This is a genomic window from Aurantibrevibacter litoralis (genome assembly GCF_034651555.1).
Lineage (GTDB): Bacteria > Bacteroidota > Bacteroidia > Flavobacteriales > Flavobacteriaceae > Aurantibrevibacter > Aurantibrevibacter litoralis.
Genome location: NZ_JAYEEQ010000003.1, coordinates 103,056 through 124,891 on the forward strand (window position 1 = coordinate 103,056; position 21,836 = coordinate 124,891).

General features: G+C 40.5%; 14 protein-coding genes. 4 read left to right on the forward strand and 10 right to left on the reverse strand.

The genetic code is table 11. The annotated features are described in order from the left end of the window. Positions 1-65: 65 nt before the first annotated feature. Both U1E44_RS04085 and U1E44_RS04090 read right to left on the reverse strand, forming a co-directional pair. Positions 66-1,340, reverse strand: a complete 1,275-nt coding sequence (locus tag U1E44_RS04085) for an amidohydrolase (RefSeq protein ID WP_322929775.1) — start codon at positions 1,338-1,340, stop codon at positions 66-68. Between the two features lie 37 nt (positions 1,341-1,377). Then, positions 1,378-1,923 (reverse strand): DsrE family protein, encoded by a 546-nt coding sequence (locus tag U1E44_RS04090; RefSeq protein ID WP_322929776.1) that lies wholly within the window; start codon positions 1,921-1,923, stop codon positions 1,378-1,380. Positions 1,924-2,205: 282 nt separating this feature from the next. On the opposite strand from U1E44_RS04090, the gene U1E44_RS04095 reads away from it, so the two are divergent. From U1E44_RS04095 to U1E44_RS04105, 3 genes are all read left to right on the forward strand, one after another. Next, positions 2,206-4,533 carry an ATP-dependent helicase gene (locus U1E44_RS04095; protein ID WP_322929777.1) on the forward strand — a complete coding sequence of 776 codons (2,328 nt, stop codon included), beginning with the start codon at positions 2,206-2,208 and terminating at the stop codon, positions 4,531-4,533. Between the two features lie 54 nt (positions 4,534-4,587). Further along, on the forward strand, positions 4,588-7,980 hold the full coding sequence (locus U1E44_RS04100) for a HEAT repeat domain-containing protein (RefSeq protein ID WP_322929778.1): 3,393 nt from the start codon (positions 4,588-4,590) through the stop codon (positions 7,978-7,980). Between the two features lie 520 nt (positions 7,981-8,500). Then, the gene (locus tag U1E44_RS04105) at positions 8,501-9,121 is read left to right on the forward strand and encodes an L-threonylcarbamoyladenylate synthase (RefSeq protein WP_322929779.1); all 621 of its coding nucleotides are present in this window, start codon (positions 8,501-8,503) and stop codon (positions 9,119-9,121) included. 304 nt (positions 9,122-9,425) lie between these two features. Here U1E44_RS04105 and U1E44_RS04110 read toward each other — a convergent pair whose 3' ends face one another. The 3 genes from U1E44_RS04110 to U1E44_RS04120 form a co-directional block, all read right to left on the reverse strand. Next, positions 9,426-10,274, reverse strand: coding sequence for an OmpA/MotB family protein (locus U1E44_RS04110; RefSeq protein WP_322929780.1), 849 nt, complete (start codon positions 10,272-10,274; stop codon positions 9,426-9,428). A 99-nt stretch (positions 10,275-10,373) separates the two neighbouring features. After that, positions 10,374-11,375, reverse strand: a complete 1,002-nt coding sequence (locus U1E44_RS04115; protein ID WP_322929781.1) for a glycosyltransferase family 2 protein — start codon at positions 11,373-11,375, stop codon at positions 10,374-10,376. A gap of 12 nt (positions 11,376-11,387) precedes the next feature. Next, entirely contained in the window at positions 11,388-11,834 is a 447-nt protein-coding gene (locus tag U1E44_RS04120) for a type I restriction enzyme HsdR N-terminal domain-containing protein (protein ID WP_322929782.1), read from the reverse strand. Positions 11,835-11,919: 85 nt separating this feature from the next. Here U1E44_RS04120 and holA point away from each other — a divergent pair, with 85 nt between their 5' ends. Continuing rightward, entirely contained in the window at positions 11,920-12,921 is a 1,002-nt protein-coding gene (holA, locus tag U1E44_RS04125) for a DNA polymerase III subunit delta (RefSeq protein ID WP_322929783.1), read from the forward strand. A gap of 1 nt (position 12,922) precedes the next feature. Here the strand turns inward: holA and U1E44_RS04130 are convergent, their stop codons facing one another. The 5 genes from U1E44_RS04130 to U1E44_RS04150 form a co-directional block, all read right to left on the reverse strand. After that, positions 12,923-13,300, reverse strand: a complete 378-nt coding sequence (locus U1E44_RS04130; protein ID WP_322929784.1) for a DoxX family protein — start codon at positions 13,298-13,300, stop codon at positions 12,923-12,925. Between the two features lie 27 nt (positions 13,301-13,327). Beyond that, on the reverse strand, positions 13,328-15,604 hold the full coding sequence (locus U1E44_RS04135) for an aminotransferase class III-fold pyridoxal phosphate-dependent enzyme (protein WP_322929785.1): 2,277 nt from the start codon (positions 15,602-15,604) through the stop codon (positions 13,328-13,330). Positions 15,605-15,633: 29 nt separating this feature from the next. Continuing rightward, a complete protein-coding gene (locus U1E44_RS04140) occupies positions 15,634-18,045 on the reverse strand; it encodes an alpha-ketoacid dehydrogenase subunit alpha/beta (protein ID WP_322929786.1) in 2,412 nt (803 codons plus the stop codon). Positions 18,046-18,205: 160 nt separating this feature from the next. After that, a complete protein-coding gene (locus tag U1E44_RS04145) occupies positions 18,206-21,040 on the reverse strand; it encodes a hypothetical protein (protein ID WP_322929787.1) in 2,835 nt (944 codons plus the stop codon). Positions 21,041-21,054: 14 nt separating this feature from the next. After that, positions 21,055-21,741: an LOG family protein gene (locus U1E44_RS04150; RefSeq protein ID WP_322929788.1), complete on the reverse strand. Its 687-nt coding sequence runs from the start codon at positions 21,739-21,741 to the stop codon at positions 21,055-21,057. Positions 21,742-21,836: the final 95 nt, after the last annotated feature.

The window sequence follows — 21,836 nt, forward strand, 5'->3', positions numbered from 1 at the left end:
CGGTTCTAAAAGGTGGCTGTTACACGTTTTTTATAACAGTGGATATAAATTTACTCTACAAGAAATTAGCTACCCAAATAATCTAAACTCATTTGAGTCAGCGCTTTAACCCCTAAAAGAAGCCCGCTATCGTCCAATACAAAATCGGGTGTATGGTGCGGTGCAGCATTGGTATTTCCTGGGGTCATTCCTCCTAAAAAGAAGAAAAAGCCGGGTACTTCTTTTTGAAAATAAGAAAAATCCTCTGCTCCGGTAATTGCCTTTTGTTCCTGAACATTTTCTATGCCTGCTACTTTTTGGATGCTGGGTAGCATCTTTGCCACCAAACTAGGCTCATTGTATGTTATTTCTGTACTGGTAGTAATTTCTATGGTAGCATCGCCTCCGTAAGCTTTTGCAATAGCAGGCACCATTTCTTGCATTCTTCGGGTAACCTGCGCTTGCATATCATAATCTAACGTACGTATGGTGCCAATCATTTCAGCACTTTCCGGGATGATGTTAAAACGTACACCGCTCGTAATTTTACCAACAGAAATTACGGCAGCCTCATCGGTTAGTCTTAATTCCCTACTTACAATGGTCTGCAATCCGTCTATTATTTTTGCGCTAATCAAAATAGGGTCTATTCCAGACCAGGGTTGCGAACCATGGGTTTGTTTTCCTTTTACCTGAATTACAAAACGTTGTGCAGCGGCCATTGCGCCGCCCGATTTGTACTTAATGGTGCCTACCGGTGTCTGGGAGTTAATATGTAACCCAAAAATGGCATCGACCTTCGGATTCTGTAGCACCCCTTCTTTAACCATCAATTTGGCACCACCTTCTTCACCCGGTGGCGGACCTTCCTCGGCAGGTTGAAATATAAACTTTACACTTCCTTTAATTTTGTCTTTGTTTTTAGATAAGACCTCAGCCACTCCCATTAAAATAGCTGTGTGCGTATCATGTCCGCAGGCATGCATGACGCCTACTTTCTCTCCCATAAATTCCGCGGTTACCTGAGATTTAAAAGGCAGATCGGCTCTTTCTGTCACCGGCAACGCATCTATGTCTGCGCGTAGCGCTACTACTTTTCCGGGACGGTTGCCTTTAAGAATGGCTACAACCCCGGTATGCGCCACACCGGTCTTTACGTCTAACCCTAGCGATTTTAAATGATTCGCAATTTTCTCCGCCGTCTTAAACTCCCTGTTACCCAATTCCGGATTTTGGTGTATTTCCCTGCGCCATTCAATAACTTTACGTTCTATGGCAGTGTAGTCCTTTTCCAAATTAGGGCCTTGTGCCAAGGTTAATAACCCCGAGCAAAGTAGTACGGCTGTGATTATATTCTTCATGTTTCAATTTTAAATGTTAACCTATTATTTTTGATGCTTAAAATTTTATAAGTCGATAGCCTTCGTCTTGTAATTGAATAAGTGCTGTCATCGCCGATAGTGCCAATTGCACTTCCGGCATAAGTTCATCTCTGGCGATACCTCTACTCGCGGCCGATTGCCCGCATAGAATAACCTGGCCTCCGGCAGCCGTAATGGCTTGAATCAATTTTTTATTCGGATTTTCCGTCCCGTAGCGGGCTTGGTACGCACTATCGCTTAAAATATCTTTAGACGCAGTGCTGTGTATCACAAGGGCTGCTTTAAGTTGATTTATAGGAATGCCTGCCTGCGCATGCATATTTAAAAAACGAGCTGCCGTTTCTATATTGGGGTTTAGTACGGTATGGCTTTCAGGACTCGCCATAACATCGAATACCGCATGGTAGTTTTTTAAGGTATTCAATACAAAATCAGGATTTTCTACGGTAAATACAGCTCCAAAATCTGAAATAATCGGCCCCGTGTTTTTAGATTGCCCTAGGCAATTAACCATGTTCAATAACGCAACAGCAAGAAGAATAAAAGGATTAAATTTTAACATAGTAAACTTATCATGTGCTAAATATAACAAGAAGGTGGCATATCAAGAAAAAAAATAGTAAAAATGAAAATGGCGTACAGGCTAAGAGGTACCCGCAGCTTTTTAATTGCTATAGAACCATAGCATTTTCAAGAGATGGTGTTTTGTAGAAGTCCGTTCTGCACTACATCCACGGCGAGTACACCTTGTCTCGTTCTTATTTGTTCATAATTATTAAAATCAAGGTTTTAAGATAAGGGTATTTATGTCTAAATTCACCCTCCCTTAAAAACAAAGAAAGTCTTGGAGAAGTTTATTAATGAGTTAAATGAAGCCCAAAAGGCACCGGTGCTGCACAAGGATGGCCCATTGATTGTGATTGCTGGTGCAGGTTCCGGAAAAACAAGGGTACTTACCTATAGAATAGCACATTTAATGGCTCAGGGGGTAGATGCTTTTCATATTCTGGCACTTACATTTACCAACAAAGCTGCGCGGGAAATGAAAAAGCGAATTTCAGATATCGTTGGCACATCAGAAGCTAAAAACCTTATGATGGGAACGTTCCATTCTGTTTTTGCCAAATTGTTGCGTTTTGATGGTAATAAACTGGGTTTCCCCAGCAATTTCACAATATATGACACCCAAGACTCCCAACGTCTAATTGCTTCCATCATTAAGGAAATGGGTATAGACAAAGATGTTTATAAATACAAACAGATTCAAAATAGAATTTCTTCATACAAGAATAGTTTGATTACCGTAAAGGCCTATTTTAATAATCCGGAACTTTTAGAGGCCGATGCTATGGCTAAAAGACCTCGTTTGGGTGAAATTTATCAGCATTATGTAGAACGCTGCTTCAAAGCGGGTGCTATGGATTTTGATGATCTTTTGTTGCGCACAAATGAGCTTCTTACCCGCTTTCCGGAGGTTCTAATGAAATATCAAGATAGATTTCGGTATATTTTGGTTGATGAGTATCAAGACACCAATCACTCCCAATATTTAATTGTAAAAGCACTATCAGATCGGTATCAAAATATTTGTGTGGTGGGCGATGATGCCCAAAGTATTTATTCGTTTCGAGGGGCTAATATTTCTAATATTCTCAATTTTCAAAAAGATTACGAAGGCGTAAAACTATATCGTTTAGAACAGAATTACCGATCTACCAAGAATATTGTAAATGCGGCCAATAGCATCATCGCAAAAAACAAGAACCAGTTAGAAAAGGTAGTTTGGACATCCAATGAAGAAGGCGCGGCCATAAAAGTACACAGAAGCCCTACAGATGCCGAAGAGGGTCGTTTTGTGGCGGGTTCTATTTGGGAAAATCAGATGCAACATCAATTAAAAAATGGTGATTTTGCCGTATTATACCGCACTAATTCGCAGTCCAGAGCTATAGAAGATGCCTTGCGTAAAAGAGATATACCGTATCGTATTTACGGTGGACTCTCATTTTACCAACGAAAAGAGATAAAAGATATTCTTTCCTACTTGCGATTGGTGATCAATCCCAAAGATGAAGAAGCTCTGGTTCGCATTATTAACTTTCCGGCAAGAGGCATAGGACAAAGTACCTTAGATAAACTTACCATAACAGCCAACCAATACAAACGGTCTATTTTTGAGGTGATCGAAAATATAGCTAAAGTAGATTTAAAAATTAATTCAGGCACACGGGGTCGATTGACAGATTTTGTAAACATGATCAAAAGCTTTCAAATCATGAATGAAACGACCGATGCGTTTACCCTTGCCGAACACGTCGCAAAAAAAACCGGGATCCTGTTAGAATTTAAAAAAGACGGTACTCCCGAGGGAATAGCCCGAATGGAAAATATCGAAGAATTACTAAACGGTATTAAAGATTTCGTGGAAGGACAAAAAGAATTAGCAGAAGCTACCGGCAATTTGTCAGAATTTCTAGAAGATGTGGCCTTGGCTACAGATTTGGATAAGGATACCGGAGATGATGATCGTGTAGCTCTTATGACCGTACATTTAGCCAAGGGATTAGAGTTTTCCTATGTGTACATTGTGGGTATGGAAGAAGATTTGTTTCCTTCAGCGATGAGTATGAGTACGCGAAGCGAGTTGGAAGAAGAGCGTCGCTTGTTCTATGTAGCCGTAACACGGGCAGAAAAGCAGGCTTATTTAACATATGCCCAAAATCGATATCGTTGGGGAAAATTAATTGATGCAGAACCGAGCCGGTTTATTGGTGAGATCGATGAAAAGTATATAGAAGATCTAACGCCCATAACAACGTATCGCTATACATCGGCCATAGACAGCGATATTTTTGGAGAGGTAGATAAAAGTCGTTTGCGACAAGATAAACCGATCAATGGCACAGCACCTAATCCTCTTAAACCTTCTGAAAATCAATTGCGTAAGTTGCGAAAACTAAAACCCGATCTTGCTCATCCGGTTGGTAATCCAAGCGGAATAGATGGCAGTCTTTCCATGGGGTCTATCGTAAACCATTCGCGTTTTGGGCGTGGCAAGGTTTTAAAAATAGAAGGCATCGGAAATGATAAAAAGGCCGAAATACAATTTGATCATGGCGATATTAAAAAGTTACTCCTTCGCTTTGCGAAGCTAGAAATAGTATCTCACTAAAAATTTTAACCTTACTTTTGCGTACAGCACCAAAACCAAAACAACAATATCCAAATGACACATTTTAAAAAACCAGCAACGCTTATTTTAAGTGTAATCTTGGTGGCAGCTTGCGCACCGGAGCCTAAAATCCCTACAGAAATACCTTTGGTGGTCAGAGACACCGTAGATGTGGCTCTTAGAGCCGCTGAGGTAAGAGAAAATACTCCTGTTTCATTGGCAGATGGCCTCAGGCTTACCCTGTGGGCTTCAGATTCGTTGGCTCCGGATCCCATTGCTATGGACATCGATGACAAAGGGGCTGTATATCTTACCCGAACAAACCGACAGAAAAATTCGGAATTCGATATTCGAGGCCATCGGGATTGGATGACACCGTCTATTAGTTTAACCACAGTAGCCGAAAGAAGGGCTTTTTTACGGGAAGTTTTTGCTCCTGAAAAAAGCAAAGAAAACGAATGGTTAAAAGACCTCAACGGCGATGGGCTACACGATTGGCAAGATTTGGCCGTAGAAAAAGACGAGATTTGGAAATTAGAAGATGAAGATGGGGATGGCTTCGCAGATAAATCTACCCGTATTCTTTCCGATTTTAATGAAGAGATTACCGATGTTGCGGGTGCATTATTGGTGCGTAAGGACGATATATTTCTCGGGATTGGTCCAGATATGTGGCGTTTAAAGGATATTAATGGTGATGGGGTTTATGAAAATAAAACATCTATCAGTCACGGATACAACGTGCACATTGGTTTTGGGGGTCACGGAATGTCTGGTGCTATTGAAGGTCCGGATGGCAAAATATACTGGGGTGCCGGAGATATTGGTGCCAATATCACGGCGGTAGATGGAAGTACTTATCCCTATCCAAATCAAGGTGTTATTGTGCGCTCTAACCCGGATGGAAGCAATTTTGAGGTGTTTGCAGCCGGATTGCGAAACACACATGAATTCGTTTTTGATGCATATGGTAATATTATAACGGCAGATAACGATGGCGACCATGCAGGCGAAAGCGAGCGCCTAGTGTACATTGTAGATGGGTTGGATGCAGGTTGGCGTACCAGTTGGCAATTTGGTAAGTATACCGATCCTAAAAATAACGGGTACAATGTATGGATGGATGAAGCTATGTACAAACCTAGATGGGAAGGACAGGCGGCCTATTTTATTCCGCCGATCATGAATTTCCATAATGGACCCACCGGAATGACATTTAATCCGGGTACTGCACTAGGATCCAAATGGAAAAACCATTTCTTTTTATCAGAATTTGTGGGTACTCCGGTGCGCTCCCGTGTTTGGGCTTTTACCTTAAAGCCATCAGGAGCTTCTTTTGAACTGGAACAAGAAAATGTAATTATCAGTGGTATTTTACCCACCGGACTGCGATTTGGACCCGATGGCGCACTTTATGTTGCCGACTGGATTAATGGATGGAATACTAAAAATTATGGACGTGTTTGGAAAATGGATGTAAGCGACGACGAAAACGATCTTAGCGCTCAACGACAAGAAACCGCACGTCTGATGACGCTAAATTTCGACAAACAGTCTAGGGATGAATTGTATCAACTCCTATTTTATGACGATATGCGAATCCGGCAAAAGGCACAGTTTGCATTGGCAAAAGAAGGAAAAAAGGCTCTATCTGTTTTTAAAAATGCAGTAGCTCAAAAGGAAAATCAGTTCGCACGTATTCATGGTATCTGGGGATTGGGGCAATTGGCCGCCGCAGATCTTAGTGTTTCAGAAAATTTAATTCCCTTACTTGCAGATTCCGATCCGGAGATCATAGCACAGGCGGCAAAGGTTATGGGCGATGTGGGCTATGCGAAGGCCGGGAAAAGCCTAATTCCACTATTGTCCTCCGACAATTCTAGGGTACAATTTTTTACTGCGCAAGCTTTAGGTCGTATAAAGGAGAAGAATGCCATCGAGGGTTTATTAAGGCTTATTGAGCAAAATAATGATACCGATGTATACGTGCGGCATGCAGCGGTGTTGGCCTTGTCCCGGATAGGAGACCCTGCACCCTTGGTGGCCTTGGCAGGACATCCAAATAGGGCGTTACGGATCGCGGCAGTTTTGGTTTTAAGGCGGTTGGGAGATGCCCAAATCGCTTTGTTTTTAAAGGATGAAGACGAATATATTGTAGCTGAAGCTGCTAGAGCTATTAACGACGATCTATCTATTGCAGATGCCTTACCGCAATTGGCAGCGGTGCTAAATGAAACCCGATTTACATCGGAAGCTTTGATGCGAAGAGCGATTAATGCCAGTTTACGTGTTGGTGGCTCCAAGGAATTGGATGGGTTACTATCCTACACCAATAACCCAGAAGTAAGCGCTTCTTTGAAGGCCGAGGCACTGGCCGCTTTGGGAACCTGGTCTAACCCTTCCGTGCTAGATAGGGTAGATGGCCGTAACCGAGGTGAAATACAAAGAGATGCTGCACCTGTAATCCTAAAAGTAAAGGAGCATATGGAAGGGTTCTTAAAGGAAAGTAACCCGGAGGTGATTGTGTCTATCGCTAAAATGGTAGGAGAATTGGGTATTTCGGATTATAACGAAATTCTAGACAAAAAGATGGCGAAAAGCACCTATCCGGAGGTAAGGTCGGCCATTGTAAGAACCTTAAGCAGCTTAAAATATAGCAACATAGCGTCCGTGATTAAGCGAGGAATGGAAGATAAGGATCAAGGGGTACGTACTACTGCTATAGAGTTTATAGGCCAACTCGATATTTCTAAGGAAAAACTACCGTCAATCGTTAATCCAATTTTCAAAAATGGCACCTTACGAGAGCAACAAGAAGTGGTACGGGTGTTAGGGGAAATGCCTATAGAAAAAACAGAAGCCGTGCTAGGTGGACTCATAGATCAATTAGCGCGTAAAAAACTTTCGTCGGCATTGCTGCTCGATGTTTCTGAGGCTGTTACTGCTTCACAGTCAGAAACACTAATTGCTCAATTAGCACCATTAAAATCGAACGAAAATACGCTTGATGCATTCAAGGAAACCTTGTTTGGTGGAGATCGTGGCAGCGGTAGGGATTATTTCCGGTATAATAGTACAGGTCAATGTATGCGTTGTCATAGTGTGGGTGGAGATGGCGGAAACGTGGGGCCTTCGCTTACAAATATAGGTAGTATGTTAAGTAGAGAACAGCTTTTACAAGCTTTGGTAGAACCAAGTGCTCGCTTAGCCCCAGGTTACGGAACGGTGTCTTTAACCTTAACGGATGGGCAAAATGTTACAGGTATTCTGCTAGAGGAACATGCCGATGAACTCATCTTAAAAACGGCGGAGGCAGAGCCAATGGAAATTCCTTTGGGGCGTATCGCCAAAAGAACAAATCTTCCTTCTAGTATGCCGGCTATGGGCATGCTGATGTCGAAACGAGAACTTCGGGATGTGATAGAATTTTTAGTGAATTTAAAATAGTTTTTCGGTATTACTGCAATACAACAAACAGCATAGCCCTACGTCCTATGCTGTTTGTTTTTGTTGTTGTACCCATTGTGTATTTTGATCATTTAGTGCTTATATGATACTAAAATCTTGAATCTAAAGATTCCCTGACCCTTGGGTCGGGGTTATTTACCGCTCCTTTGGAGAGGTCGGAACTGCCTTTTTGCAGTTCCGGGTGAGGTAAAATACAAAATTTCGGTTTTTGACCCAAAGACCAAAATGAAACTGGCGAAACCCGTACTGAGCGCAGTAGAAGTATACCCCTATGGCTTGCCTCGGGGCTAGTCAGTTTCAAGAAATTTTTTATTTATTTGCCTCGATCCTGAAGGAAGTAATAAAGGTTTTTTCGATTTACCCTATAGACCAGGGCAAAAATTGAAGAAATCAAGCCAAAATGAACAACGGCTTAGTTGTCTATTTTTGGATCGTCCTAAAGGCCTTAGCAGATTAAAAAAAATAGCGTTATTTTGTAGGTATAAGAAGGAAAGGTTGTATGGCAGAATTCATCAAAATATACCCCGAAAACCCCAACCCAAAAGAGGTTAAAAAAGTAGTAGATATACTTAAAAAAGGCGGGTTGGTTATTTATCCCACCGATACGGTATACGGCTTGGGCTGCGATATTACCAACACTAGAGCCCTAGAACGCATTGCGCGTATAAAGGGCATCAAACTAGAAAAAGCCAACTGGTCTTTTATTTGTGCCGATTTAAGTAATCTCTCGGATTATGTTCGGCAGATAGATACAGCTACGTTTAAGATTCTAAAACGTGCTTTACCGGGACCCTATACTTTTATTCTACCGGGAAACAACAATTTACCCAAAGATTTTAAAAAGAAAAAAACGGTAGGGATTCGAATACCGGACAATGCCATTGCTAAAGCGCTGGTAGAAGGCCTTGGTAATCCCATTGTTTCTACCTCTATAAGGGACGAGGATGAGCTTATAGAATATACTACCGACCCGGAACTCATTTTTGAGAAATGGCAGAATTTGGTAGATGTTGTTATTGATGGTGGTTATGGCGATAATGTGGCTTCCACCATCATTGATCTTTCGCAGGGAGAACCCGTGGTAGTGCGCGAAGGGAAAGGTACATTAGATGTTTTTTAAGAGCGAACGGTTCAATCTAAAGATTCCGCGACCCTTAGGTCGGGGTTTCCTATTTACCTCTCCTTTGGAGAGGTCGGAACTGTCTTTTTGCAGTTCCGGGTGAGGTGAAATACAAAATTTCGGTTTTTGTTTTTGGCCCAAAGGCCAAAATGAAACTGGCGAATTACCCCTATGGCTTGCCTCGGGGATAGTCAGTTTCAAGAAATTTTTTATTATACGTAGGTAAGGCATCTTAAGACAAAGTAAGTATAAAAAAAACGCAACCCATTTGGGTTGCGTTTTTGGTATGTACAAGGCAAAAACCTTAGTTAATTTTCGGGTCTTTCATACCTTCTTCTATCATGCTGTAGAACTGATCCAATTTTGGTAATACCACAATTCGGGTTCTTCTGTTCTTGGCTTTATCGGTTGGCGATAACGGAATGTATTCACTTCGTCCGGCAGCCGTCATTCTTTTAGGGTCTACACCATAATCATTTTGAAGAATGCGCACTACAGATGTGGCTCTTTTGGTACTTAAATCCCAGTTATCTAATAATACACCACTTCGGTACGGTACATTGTCCGTATGGCCTTCTACCATAAACTCAAAATCCGGTTTATTGTTTACCACTTGGGCAACTTTACCTAAAATTTCTTTGGCTTTGGAAGTTACATTGTAACTACCGCTGGTAAATAATAATTTATCCGAGATAGAGACAAAAACAACACCCTTTTCTACACTAATCTGAATGTCCTGATCATCCAAATTTCCTAACACCCCTTTAAGGCTTTGTACCAAGGAAAGGTTCACAGAATCTCTACGTGTAATGGCGTTTTGAAGTTTTCTGATAGTAAGGTCTTTTTCTTGTAAACTTTCCAAGGATTTCTCTAAGTTTTCGGCACCTTTGGTGGTCAAGGTAGTTAAATTCCCCATGTTGTTAATTAACTCTTGGTTATTGGCACGAAGGAATGCATTTTGGTCTTCCAAGGTTTTCAATTTAGAAGAAGCGGTTGCTTTTTCTTCCAAACAAGAATTTAGTTTAACCGTGGCCGAATTCAACAAATCTTGTGTTTCTTTTTGTTTGGCTTCTAGGTCGGCATATTTTTTTTGGGAAACGCAAGAAGATAACAATAAAGTTACCCCAAATAAGCCTAAAATGATTTTTTTCATAATTATTCAATATATAGATTAAGGTTTTTTTTATTCTTCAAAGTACAATACAACACCACAAAATTAGACAAAAAGCATTCCGTGAAGGTGCTGTTTTCGTTAATCTTTTACTAAAATGTTAAAATAACGTATTTGATGCACAAAATAAGACCACACAATGGATTTGGTAACATAATATTTTTTTATAAACGGGGTCTTTTCTCGCTTGCGACACATTTTACGAAAATGATAATAGAAACTAAAATGGGCCTGGATAATAGCCAGTCCGTGCCGCATTCTAAACTGAATTAAAAAGCGGAAGAAAGCCACTCCGTCGAGGACTAAACGAAGCAAAATTATGGGCACCGCAATATTTCGGGGTAAATTTTTGGTAATCGAAAACAAGGAATTTCGAAAATTCAAAAAGGTTTTTCTCGGATTCATATTGCTTAAGGTAGAGCCCCCCAAGTGGTACACCGAAGACGCCCCTATATAATATACCTTGAGACCTTTGTTTTTTGCCCGCCAACACAAATCTACTTCTTCTTGATGCGCAAAATAAGCTTCATCAAAGCCTCCCAAATCCCAAAAAACATCACGTTTAATAAACATGCAAGCTCCTGTGGCCCAGAATATTTCTCTAGAATCATTGTATTGCCCCGTATCTTTCTCTAAGGTTTGAAAGATACGTCCCCGGCAAAAGGGATATCCCAACCGATCTATAAACCCTCCTGCGGCACCCGCATATTCAAAATGATCTGGTTTCAATAAATCTAAAATTTTGGGCTGGGCTATGGCTAGTTTGGGGTTGGTTGCAAAAGCCGTTTCAATGGGTTTAAGCCAGTTTTCAGTAACCTCCACGTCCGAATTCAGTAAACAAAATAGATCCGCATCTACCTTTTTTAGGGCATCGTTATACCCTTTGGCAAAGCCGCCGTTTTCCGTATTCTGAATAATTTTTAGTTTAGGATAATTCGCCTTTACAAAGGCGACAGAGTCGTCAGTAGATGCATTGTCGGCTACGTAAATAGCAGCCCCATTAGAAAATTGGGTAACCGAAGGCAAGTATTTTTCTAAAAGTACCGCTCCGTTCCAGTTAAGTATAACAATGGCTAGTTTCAATCTGAAGACAAATTAAAGGCTAAAATCAGGAATTTCTTCTAAAAAAGTATATTTTTCTTTTTCAAAATCCATTATACAATAAAAATGAGCTAAGCCGTTAGTCACCATGAGGTACTTCGCCCTTAGGTGAAAATTATAACGCGCAATTTGGTCGAAAACACGCTGCGTTATAGCTATTTCCGGAGCCTTACACTCTACTAGAATTTCAATTTCACCCAAAGGATTGTATACCAGAATATCATACCTTTTTTTTAAGTTGTGAATTCTAATTTCCTTTTCTACGTTAATGTGACTTTTTGGGTATTTTTTATCATGGATTAAAAATTGTACTGTGTGCTGACGTACCCATTCTTCGGGCTGTAATACCACGAATTTTTTACGGATATCATCAAAAATAAAGATTTTATTTTCCCTATTTTTGAAGCGAAACTCGTACTCTGAAAACTGCAGCGGAATCATTTCTTTGCGTTTTTGCTTTAATAGGAGCTATTTAGAACCCGAAAGGTGTCTTTTTAAGAGTGTAAATTTGATGATTTTTTTTTGAATGGAAGAAGTAAAACAGATCGTTACAGATATAAAGCAAAGGAACATAAAACCGGTTTACTTTTTAATGGGTGATGAGCCTTATTATATTGACAGGATTTCAACCTATATTGAAGAGCACATTTTGTCTGAAGAAGAGCGAGGGTTTAACCAAATGGTACTCTATGGGAAGGATACCACAGTGGCAGAAATAATTGGTCATGCCAAACGATACCCCATGATGGCAGAAAAACAGGTTATCATTGTGAAGGAGGCGCAGCATCTTTCAAAAACCATTGAGCAATTAAGTGAGTATGTAGCACATCCTCAACCCTCCACGGTTTTGGTTCTTTGCTATAAGTACGGTACGCTGGATAAACGAAAGAAATTATACAAACAAATTCAAAGTAGTGGTGTATTGTTTGAAAGTAAAAAGTTATACGAAAATCAGGTATCCAATTGGATTGTTAAAGTTCTCAAAGGAAGTGGGTATAGTATAGCACCTAAAGCTGCCAGTTTGTTGGTCGAATTTTTGGGAACGGATTTAAGTAAGATTCACAAAGAACTGGAAAAGTTGCAGTTGATCCTTCCTAAAAATGCGGAAATTACAGCGAATACGTTCGAGGAAAATATTGGAATAAGCAAGGATTATAACAATTTTGAGCTAAAAAAAGCCATAGGAGAACGAAATATTACGAAAGCTACCAGAATTATAACGTATTTTGCCCAAAACCCTAAGGACAATCCCTTTTTGGTTACGATTACGCTTTTACACAGTTTTTTTTCGCAACTTTTACAGTTTCACGGCCTCACGGACCATTCTTCAAAAAATGTAGCTCGGGTGCTGGGAATTAATCCCTATTTTGTTTCAGAATTTCAAACCGCAGCTAAAAATTATCCCATGAAAAGGGTGAGTCAAATCATAGCCACATTACGAGAATTGGATATGAAAGGGAAAGGAGTAGGTGCCAACAACCTATCTCAGGCCGATCTTTTAAAAGAACTCTTGGTAAAAGTTATCTAATCTACTTTTTATCTATACTGTACTTCCCGGAACCTAATAAGATGATGAGTACAAAGAAAGTTAAAAACAATAACGCCTTTTCCTTAACCCCTATGGGGTCTGCACTGTGAACAATAAATGCGGCTACCAACATGGTAATCGCCGAGGGAACTGCAGCCCAGCGTGTTTTATAACCAATGATGATTAACAAGGGGCAAACTACTTCTCCAATGACGGTTAAAAAAAGAGAAGGTGCCGGACCAAGACCAATGGGATCTCCAAATTCGATGTTTCCGGAGATCAAATTTTGAAGTTTTGGAATGCCATGTGTTAATAATAAAGCAGAGGGTGCGATACGTAGTAACGCCAACGCAATGTCGTTTTTTAAGGTACTTTTCATTTGTTTAGGATTTGAAGCAGTACAAAGCTAACGAATTTTATGCGTAGTTCGACCCTCTTTTTTAAGGAGCGCTCTCAACGCCCCAACTAGCGTATCGGCGTTAGCTTTGGTGAAAGACAGTGGGGGTTTTATTTTTAGCACATGATCAAAAGGACCGTCTGTACCAATAAGGATATGCTTTTCACGTAATCCGTTTTTTAGATGAGCGGCTAAATTTGTATTCGGCTTGCCTTGATGGTCCCAAAGTTCCACTCCCAAAAATAGACCACTTCCTCGTATATCTGCAATTTCTGAATATTCATTTTGTAAGTTCTTGAGTAACGTAATTAAATAATTTCCGACGGCCAGAGCATGCTGTTGTAATGCTTCTTCTTCAATCACCTCTAAAACAGCGCTTCCTATAGCGCAGGACACCGGGTTTCCACCAAAAGAGCTAAAAAACTCTACGCCGTTGGTAAAACTCGCCGCAATTTCTGAAGTCGTAACCACAGCTCCAATGGGGTGGCCATTACCCATGGGCTTGCCCAGAATCACCATATCCGGAATTACGTGATGCATTTCAAATCCCCAAAAATAAGCACCCAAACGACCAAATCCTACCTGAACCTCATCGCTAATACAAACCCCTCCTTGCGCTCTAATGGCTTTGTAAACACTTTGAAGATACCCTTCTGCAAGAGGTACTTGCCCGCCGCAACCCACAATGGGCTCGGCTATGAAGGCCGCAATTTGGCCACGATTTTCTTCAATTTTAGAAATAGCTCCATCGATAAAGTGTGTAGCGGCTGACTGCTGATCTTTATAACCGGAATTAAATAGATTGGGCAGTGCAGTTTCTTCAATATAATCTTGTTTTCCTACGCCATTCGATGTACTGTATTTATAATGACTAATTTCGATACCTGTTTTGGTGTTTCCGTGGTAGCCATGTTCAACGACCATTATTTTTTTCTTTGCCGTATGTGTTAAGGCCATACGGATCGCCAAATCACTTGCTGCACTTCCGGAGTTTACAAAAAACACTTTTTGCAATGTTGCTGGGAATTTGGCTACTAATTTTTCGCTGTAGGCCAACAATTCGTCATAAATATAGCGCGTGTTTGTATTTAATTTGGCGATCGTGCTTTGTGCCGATTGTATCACCTTAGGGTGGCAATGTCCCGCCAACATGATATTGTTATACGCATCAAGGAAGGTGTTGCCATCACTGTCATACATATATTGAAACGCAGATCGCTCCATGGCTATTGGTCGATTATAGCTAAGTGAAAGTGCCTCACTAAGATAGGTTTTGCGTCGGCTCAATTGTACATTCAGCGTTGTTTTTTTTGCTGTAGCATAACCTACCGCCTTTAAAAATAAATGTTGCGCCCTTAAAGGGTTTATCGTAATCCAGTGGTGAAGCAATTCCCAAGCCGGAGATTCGCTTATGGTGATGTAGTCCGACTCAGGTTTTAGAGTTTTGGTGTAGGCCGATTGGCAGACGCTGATGCATAATCGCGCGGCCACCAAATAATAAAGTACCTTTAGTTCAATTTCCTGTAACGGGAAAATCGCATGAAAACCTTGTAGTAGCGGAACCGCACTTTCAAGCGGATCTGCTTTTCCCATCATGGCATAGGTTAGCGCAATAGCTACTTCATTGATGATCCAAGAATAACACATATCCCCAAAATCGATGATGCCCGATACGGCCTCTTTTTGGGTAAGCACATTCCAATCATTGGCATCCCCATGAATGATACCTTTTCTAAGTTGGTATTGTAAGGGCACTACCTGTGCTTCAAATTGCACAAAAAAATAATCGACTAAATTTCGATTTTTTGCGTCGGCGATATAAGGTAATAAAGGCCTACTTAATGGAAGGTGTTGTATGTCCCATGCGCTTATTTTGCTTGCCACGGCTGGGACATACATAAGATGTATTTGTGCATCCAGTCGCCCTAAAAATTGTCCGAAAGAATAAAGTAAGTTAGGGGTGTGTGCTACCCGTGCTAAAAATTCACCTTCTACATAAGACAGTAAGCGGTACATGGTATTATGCAGCATTACATGAAAGGCACCTTTATTTGTTTTCTGTGGTTCTGGAAAGGCATTCTGCAACAACGGCTGTAACTTATATAGAACTTGTTGTTCTCCTGCCAGCAGGCTCACGTTTTCTTCAGAATACGGATGGGCTTTTAATACATAGGTGGCAGCCGTTGTGCGCACCTTGTAGTTGAGACTGTCATAGCCCTCTAATGCGCTAATCTCCAAAATTTGGAGGCGGTAGTGCTCCTCAAGGATTTTTTTAAGTTCTTCCATAGCTAAAACCTCTTGAAGTACGACTTTTTTCAGCGCAAACGTGGAAAATCGCTGGGATTGCTTTCGTGCATAATGGCATAGATTTTCTCAAAGATATCATCAGCATTAGGCTTAGAAAAATAATCGCCGTCCGATGCATATGCCGGTCTATGGGCTTTGGCCGTTAAGGTTTGCGGGGCACTATCCAAGAAGGCATACGCTCCTTGCTTTTCCAGAATTTCATGCATCAGGTAGGCAGAACAACCACCGGGTACATCTTCATCTACCACCAATAATCGATTGGTTTTTTGAATGCTTTTTACCACATCATGGCGAATATCAAAAGGCAATAAAGTTTGGGCATCAATAATTTCGGCATCAATTCCTAATTCTTTTAGTTCATTGGCAACCTGTAGTACGATTCTTAGGGTTGATCCATAGGACACCACGGTTATATCTGTACCTTGTTTTACAATTTCTACCACCCCGATGGGGGTGCAAATAGCGCCCAAATTAGTAGGCATTGCTTCTTTTAGCCTATACCCGTTAAGACTTTCAATGATTAAAGCCGGTTCGTCACTTTTCAAAAGGGTGTTGTAAAAACCGGCTGCCTTGGTCATGTTTCTCGGCGTGACAATGTACATGCCCCTAAGCAAATGAATTAACCCTCCCATGGGAGAACCGGAATGCCAAATACCTTCCAGACGATGCCCTCTGGTACGGATAATTAAGGGCGCTTTTTGCTTTCCAACGGTTCTGTAGTGTAACGAAGCCAAGTCATCGCTTAGTGTTTGGATACAATACAAGACGTAATCTAAATACTGAATTTCGGCAATGGGTCTTAACCCTCGTAAGGCTAAACCTATGCCTTGACCTATAATAGTCGCTTCTCGGATACCTACATCCGCGACTCGCAATTCGCCATATTTTTTTTGCAAGCCTTCTAAGCCCTGATTCACATCGCCTATAGCGCCGCTATCTTCACCAAATATAAGTACTTCGGGATACTTGCTGAACAATACATCAAAATTATCGCGAAGAATAATACGGCCATCTACTTGAACAGCGTTTGGCGCATAAGTAGGTTTTACTTCCGGAATATTTGTTGCTTTTGTGGGTTGCTCACTGTATAAGTGAGAACTGAAAAGAGGTTGATTCTCTTGTACAAATGTAGTTACCCATTGGGCTAACGCCTTTTTTTCAGGCGTATCTTCATCCAACAAATAACGTAAGGCTTTTCTGGATTTTGAAGCTAAATCTTTTTTAGAGGGTTCTTCTAAGGCAATAAGGTCATTTTTTATTTTTGTGATAAAGGTTCGGTTTACACTTTGTGCGCCCACCTGATCTAACAGATCTATAAGGGTTTTTTTTAGTTTTTTATGCGGTGCCAGAAACTCGGCCCATGCCTCTTTTCTGGCATTACTTACCTCGCGCTTTATCGATTTTTCAAGGGACTTTAAATGGTCTTCTGTAGCAATTCCATTCTCTAAAATCCAAGCTCTAAAACGGGTGTTGCAATCGTTATCTCGTTCCCAAGCCAAACGTTCCTCACTTTTATAGCGCTCATGCGAACCTGAGGAGGAATGGCCTTGGGGTTGCGTTAATTCGGTAACATGAATAATGACCGGTACATGTGCCTCTCGCGCAATATCGGAAGCGTTTTCATAGGTGTGTATTAAGGCGGTGTAATCCCAGCCCTTTACTTTAAAAATTTCGTAACCGGCATGGTGCTCATCTCTTTGGAAACCAATGATTACTTTAGAAATATCTTCTTTGGTGGTTTGGTATTTGGCCGGTACAGAAATGCCATATCCATCGTCCCAAATGCTGATCACCATAGGTACTTGCAAAACACCACCGGCATTTACAGTTTCAAAGAATAAACCTTCGCTGGTACTGGCATTGCCAATAGTACCCCAAGCGACTTCATTGCCGTTGTTAGAAAATTTAGAAGCATCTATATTCTTTAGATTTCTATATATGGTCGAAGCTTGAGCAAGACCCAATAATCGTGGCATTTGCGCTGCGGTAGGAGAAATATCGGAACTGCTGTTTTTTATTTGGGTTAGATGTTTCCAGCTTCCATCTTCATTAAGGCTATAGGTTAAAAAATGCCCACCCATTTGCCTACCGGCACTCATAGGTTCCTTTTCAATGTCGGTGGTGGCATATAACCCATGAAAGAGATCCTTCGGCGTTAATTCGCCAATAGCCATCATAAAGGTTTGATCTCTGTAATAGCCACTTCTAAAATCGCCGTCTTTAAAAGAGCGTGCCATGGCCAATTGTGGAAGTTCTTTGCCGTCACCAAAAATTCCGAATTTTGCCTTACCGGTCAGTACTTCGCGTCTTCCTAATATACTGCATTCCCTACTGGTAAATGCGATTTCATAATCTCTAAGAATTTGAGTCTGAAAATCATCAAAGGAAATATCATTGCTGGTTTTGGGCTCTAATTTCATTTAGGCATTACAGGTTTTTACAAAAGTATCAAAATAGGATGGGTTTTACAACAACTACTCAAGCAGGCTCTTGCTATTTTATTAAAAAGTTAAGGAAATAGTGTAATTTCGTTAGGAAAAATGCAATAGGGGGGATGATTTTTGAGAATACGCCAAAAATTTAAAACCATTTCCGATTGAATAATCGTATTAAGGTTTTTGGACTCAATGTTACGATAAAGCGTATTTTTTCTTCGTAATCTTGTTGTGCAATTTCCCAACCATTGTTAGAATACACCGGGAAATATAATTCGAAAAAGTCGGTTACCAAGTTAAGACGTATACCGGAGTCATACACAAAACGGGTATTTTGCCCTGTACTTTTCATGAGACCCATATCGCCATAGGCCTCTACCCACCGCCAAATGTTCGTGCTTGCATTTACTGTAGCAAGCCAATCATTGGCGAACGGATCTCGTAATTTGGATTTAAAACCACCCTCCGCAATAATTATTTGCTGACTGTAAATGCCGGAAGACTCGGATCTTCCCAAATAGTTTAGATCAAACAGATAATCGGTAGGTCTGTCTAACGCAAAACTAAAGAAATCAGAATTGGTATTATTTCTAAGAAATTTACCCGCAAAAAAGCGTAGGTTAAATTGGCGGTTGTTTTCAAAAAGTTTACGATATTCTACATCTACCGCCAATTTGGAAAAATCGCTGGCGTGCTGGGCATCTACAAACCAAGAGAAGTAGTCTATGATGCCGTTATTAGAATTAATGTAGCGCGCATTTAACACACTGTAATCCGGATCGGTTTCCAGACTCAGGTTTTCATCAATACTTCGTATCACGTTTACGTGACGCAAGGTGAGAAATTCTCGTTTGTTAGAAATGAGATCATCTGGACGCCACCCAAAGCTTATAGATGGCGTTATGGTGGTAAAACGAGAGTTTACATTAAAGTGAAAGGAAGAAGCATTAAGCGCATAATTGGAAATATACAAGCCACTTTTGCCATGGTTTTTCTGATAGTTAAAGCGTCCATATCCTACCAAAGCTTTTTCACGTAAACCAAAAGAAGGTGCCATATCAAAAATAAACGGCCTTTGCAATAAGGTCTTGTTTGTTAATCGCATACCGGGTGTAACACCGTCATAAATATTAAAAGTAAGCACCGGCACATAGAAAATCTGGTTGTAGTACGGATCTTCGGCATCTTTCATAAATTGAAGTTTCAATTTTTTATTGCTCGATAAAAATCCGTTGAGGGTTTTCCAATTGTCTCTTTCGTTTAGTTCCGGGATATTATGATCATAATTTAGTACCAAACGATCCTCTCCATTTTTTGGAATCGTAAAGGTGCTTTGGTCTACAATGTTAGAAAACCAATATTTGGAAACTACCGAATCTTTTTTTAGCCCAAAAAGCGAGATAGGAACATTAGTACCTTGTTTGTTTTTTATGGTAACGGCGATTGAATCTTCGTATTTCACAATCTTCTTAATTTTAAAGTTGATTTGATCACTGGTAGCTACGTATTCGTCAAAAAACCAATCGATGTCTTTCTCGGTATTTTGGGACATAACCCTTCGAAAATCATCGGCAGCAACCGGTTTCGATTTATACATTTCAAAAAATGAGGTAAGATTTTCATTGATTTTATCCTTCCCTAAATAACTGGCCATATAGGCTATTCCGAGACCAGCTTTATAGGGGTTGGCGATTTTATGGTTAAACTTAATGAGGTCGTCTCCGGAAGTTGACAGAGATTGATCTGTGTTTCTGCGTGCAGACAGCATATATAAAAATGCATATTGGTCATTAAAATCCATTTGTGCTAATCGAAAATTTCGAAATCCCCAAATAGTAGATAAATTCCCCATTAACTTCTGATCGGGATAGTTTTTATCCACATACAAGATCATCAGATAATTTACCATGGCATCGTTAATCCATTTTTCTTTTCTAGGGTTAAAGAAGAAGGTTTCTCTTACATAGCTTTTTAAAGCCGTTTTTAAAAGCTTCATTTCAAAATGAAATTTATCTTCATAGGGCCGCATAAAAGAAGGTAACTGATTTATGCCATAGAGCGGATTCTTCGCATAATCAATTTCACTGACCAACAATTCGCCCTGTGGGTAGTTTCCCAAAGTTTCGTTTATAAATTCGGCTACCTTGTTTATGGACAGTCCTTTGGAAATTTCGTCGTACTTACTTACCGTGATATCGGTGGTTAAAGTGAGATATGGGGTGACGTGTTTCGTAAATTTAGTAATAGGCGAAAGGATTATTTCCGCACTGGTTTGATTATTTCCGTACAGTGTAAGCTGCTGTCCACCCGGAAATTTCGTGTTGTTGCTGGTCTTATAATTAGATACAAGAAAGACATTTTCGGGATAGATGAAAACAAGTTTGGTATTGGTTATGCCCGTATAAAGATCTTCCAAATTTTTATTAGAATACAGTTCCCAGCGACCATTTTGGTAAACAGCTGGTGTTAAATACCAATCCTTTAAATAGTATTCGTTTCGCGGCCCATACCCGTATGGGGTGTACTTATTGGGAGGTAATGTTACGGTGTAGGTAAAAAATAGGGGTACAGAGGCGTTGGGCAGGACTGGATTATTGAGCGTTACCTGAATCAAATCTCGTTTTGGAGCACGTTTCCAAGTGCATCCGGCATGGTCGGCATCTACTACACTTACAATATCTGTTCTCCCTCGATCCTGATCTTTGGCCAAGTGTAAACTTCGCTTAAATTCTTCCGCAAAACGCTTTGCTAAAGGTGTCTTTTTGCTAGAATAAGCGTTGGCCCAGTCGTTAAAATAAAGCACACGTAGGGTGTCGGGCGAATCATTTTTGTAGGTAAATTCTTGACGAATGCGTATCGTCTTATCTTCTCCGTTTAAATTGGCCGTAAGGGTATTTATATGTTGGGCACGCATTTCTGCTACACCGAGAAAAAATAAAGCGGTGTAACCTAGTTTGATGACGAAACGTGTGCTGCGCATACGCATTTTCAGATTTAAAAATTTGGGCTTAGGTTTCTGCCCTTGTAAAAATTATCGATAATTTCTACCACTTCCGTTTCTGTGTCTACTATTTTTATAAGGTCTAAATCCTGCGGACTTATGTTACCTGCCGCTAACATGGTTGTTTTTATCCAATTAAAAAGACCACTCCAAAAGTCGACACCCACAAGAATTATAGGGAACTTTCCTATTTTATGGGTTTGTATTAAAGTAATGGCCTCAAACAGCTCATCCAGCGTGCCAAATCCACCGGGCATTACCACAAAACCTTGAGAGTACTTCACAAACATTACCTTTCTCACAAAAAAGTAATCAAAATCGAGACTTTTGTCTCCGTCTATATAGGGATTATCGTGCTGCTCAAAAGGCAAATCAATATTTAAGCCCACCGAAGTGCCTCCTGCTAAATGGGCTCCTTTGTTTCCCGCCTCCATAATTCCGGGCCCACCACCGGTTATAATTCCATATCCGGCTTCCGAAATACGTTTGGATATAGAAACGGCCAACTCGTAATAGGTGTCGCCCAGTTTGGTACGGGCCGAACCGAAGATGGACACACACGGGCCTATTTGACTCATTTTTTCGAAACCATAAACAAATTCTCCCATAATTTTAAATATGGCCCAGGAGTCGTTTGTTTTAATTTCATTCCATCCTTTAGGGTGTTGTTCTTTTCGCATTGGTATTGTGTTATAATGTTTTTAGCACTTGATGGCGCAATAGTACGCAATCTGCTTTTTAAATTGCTATGAGCGATGAACTCATTTTTATATGT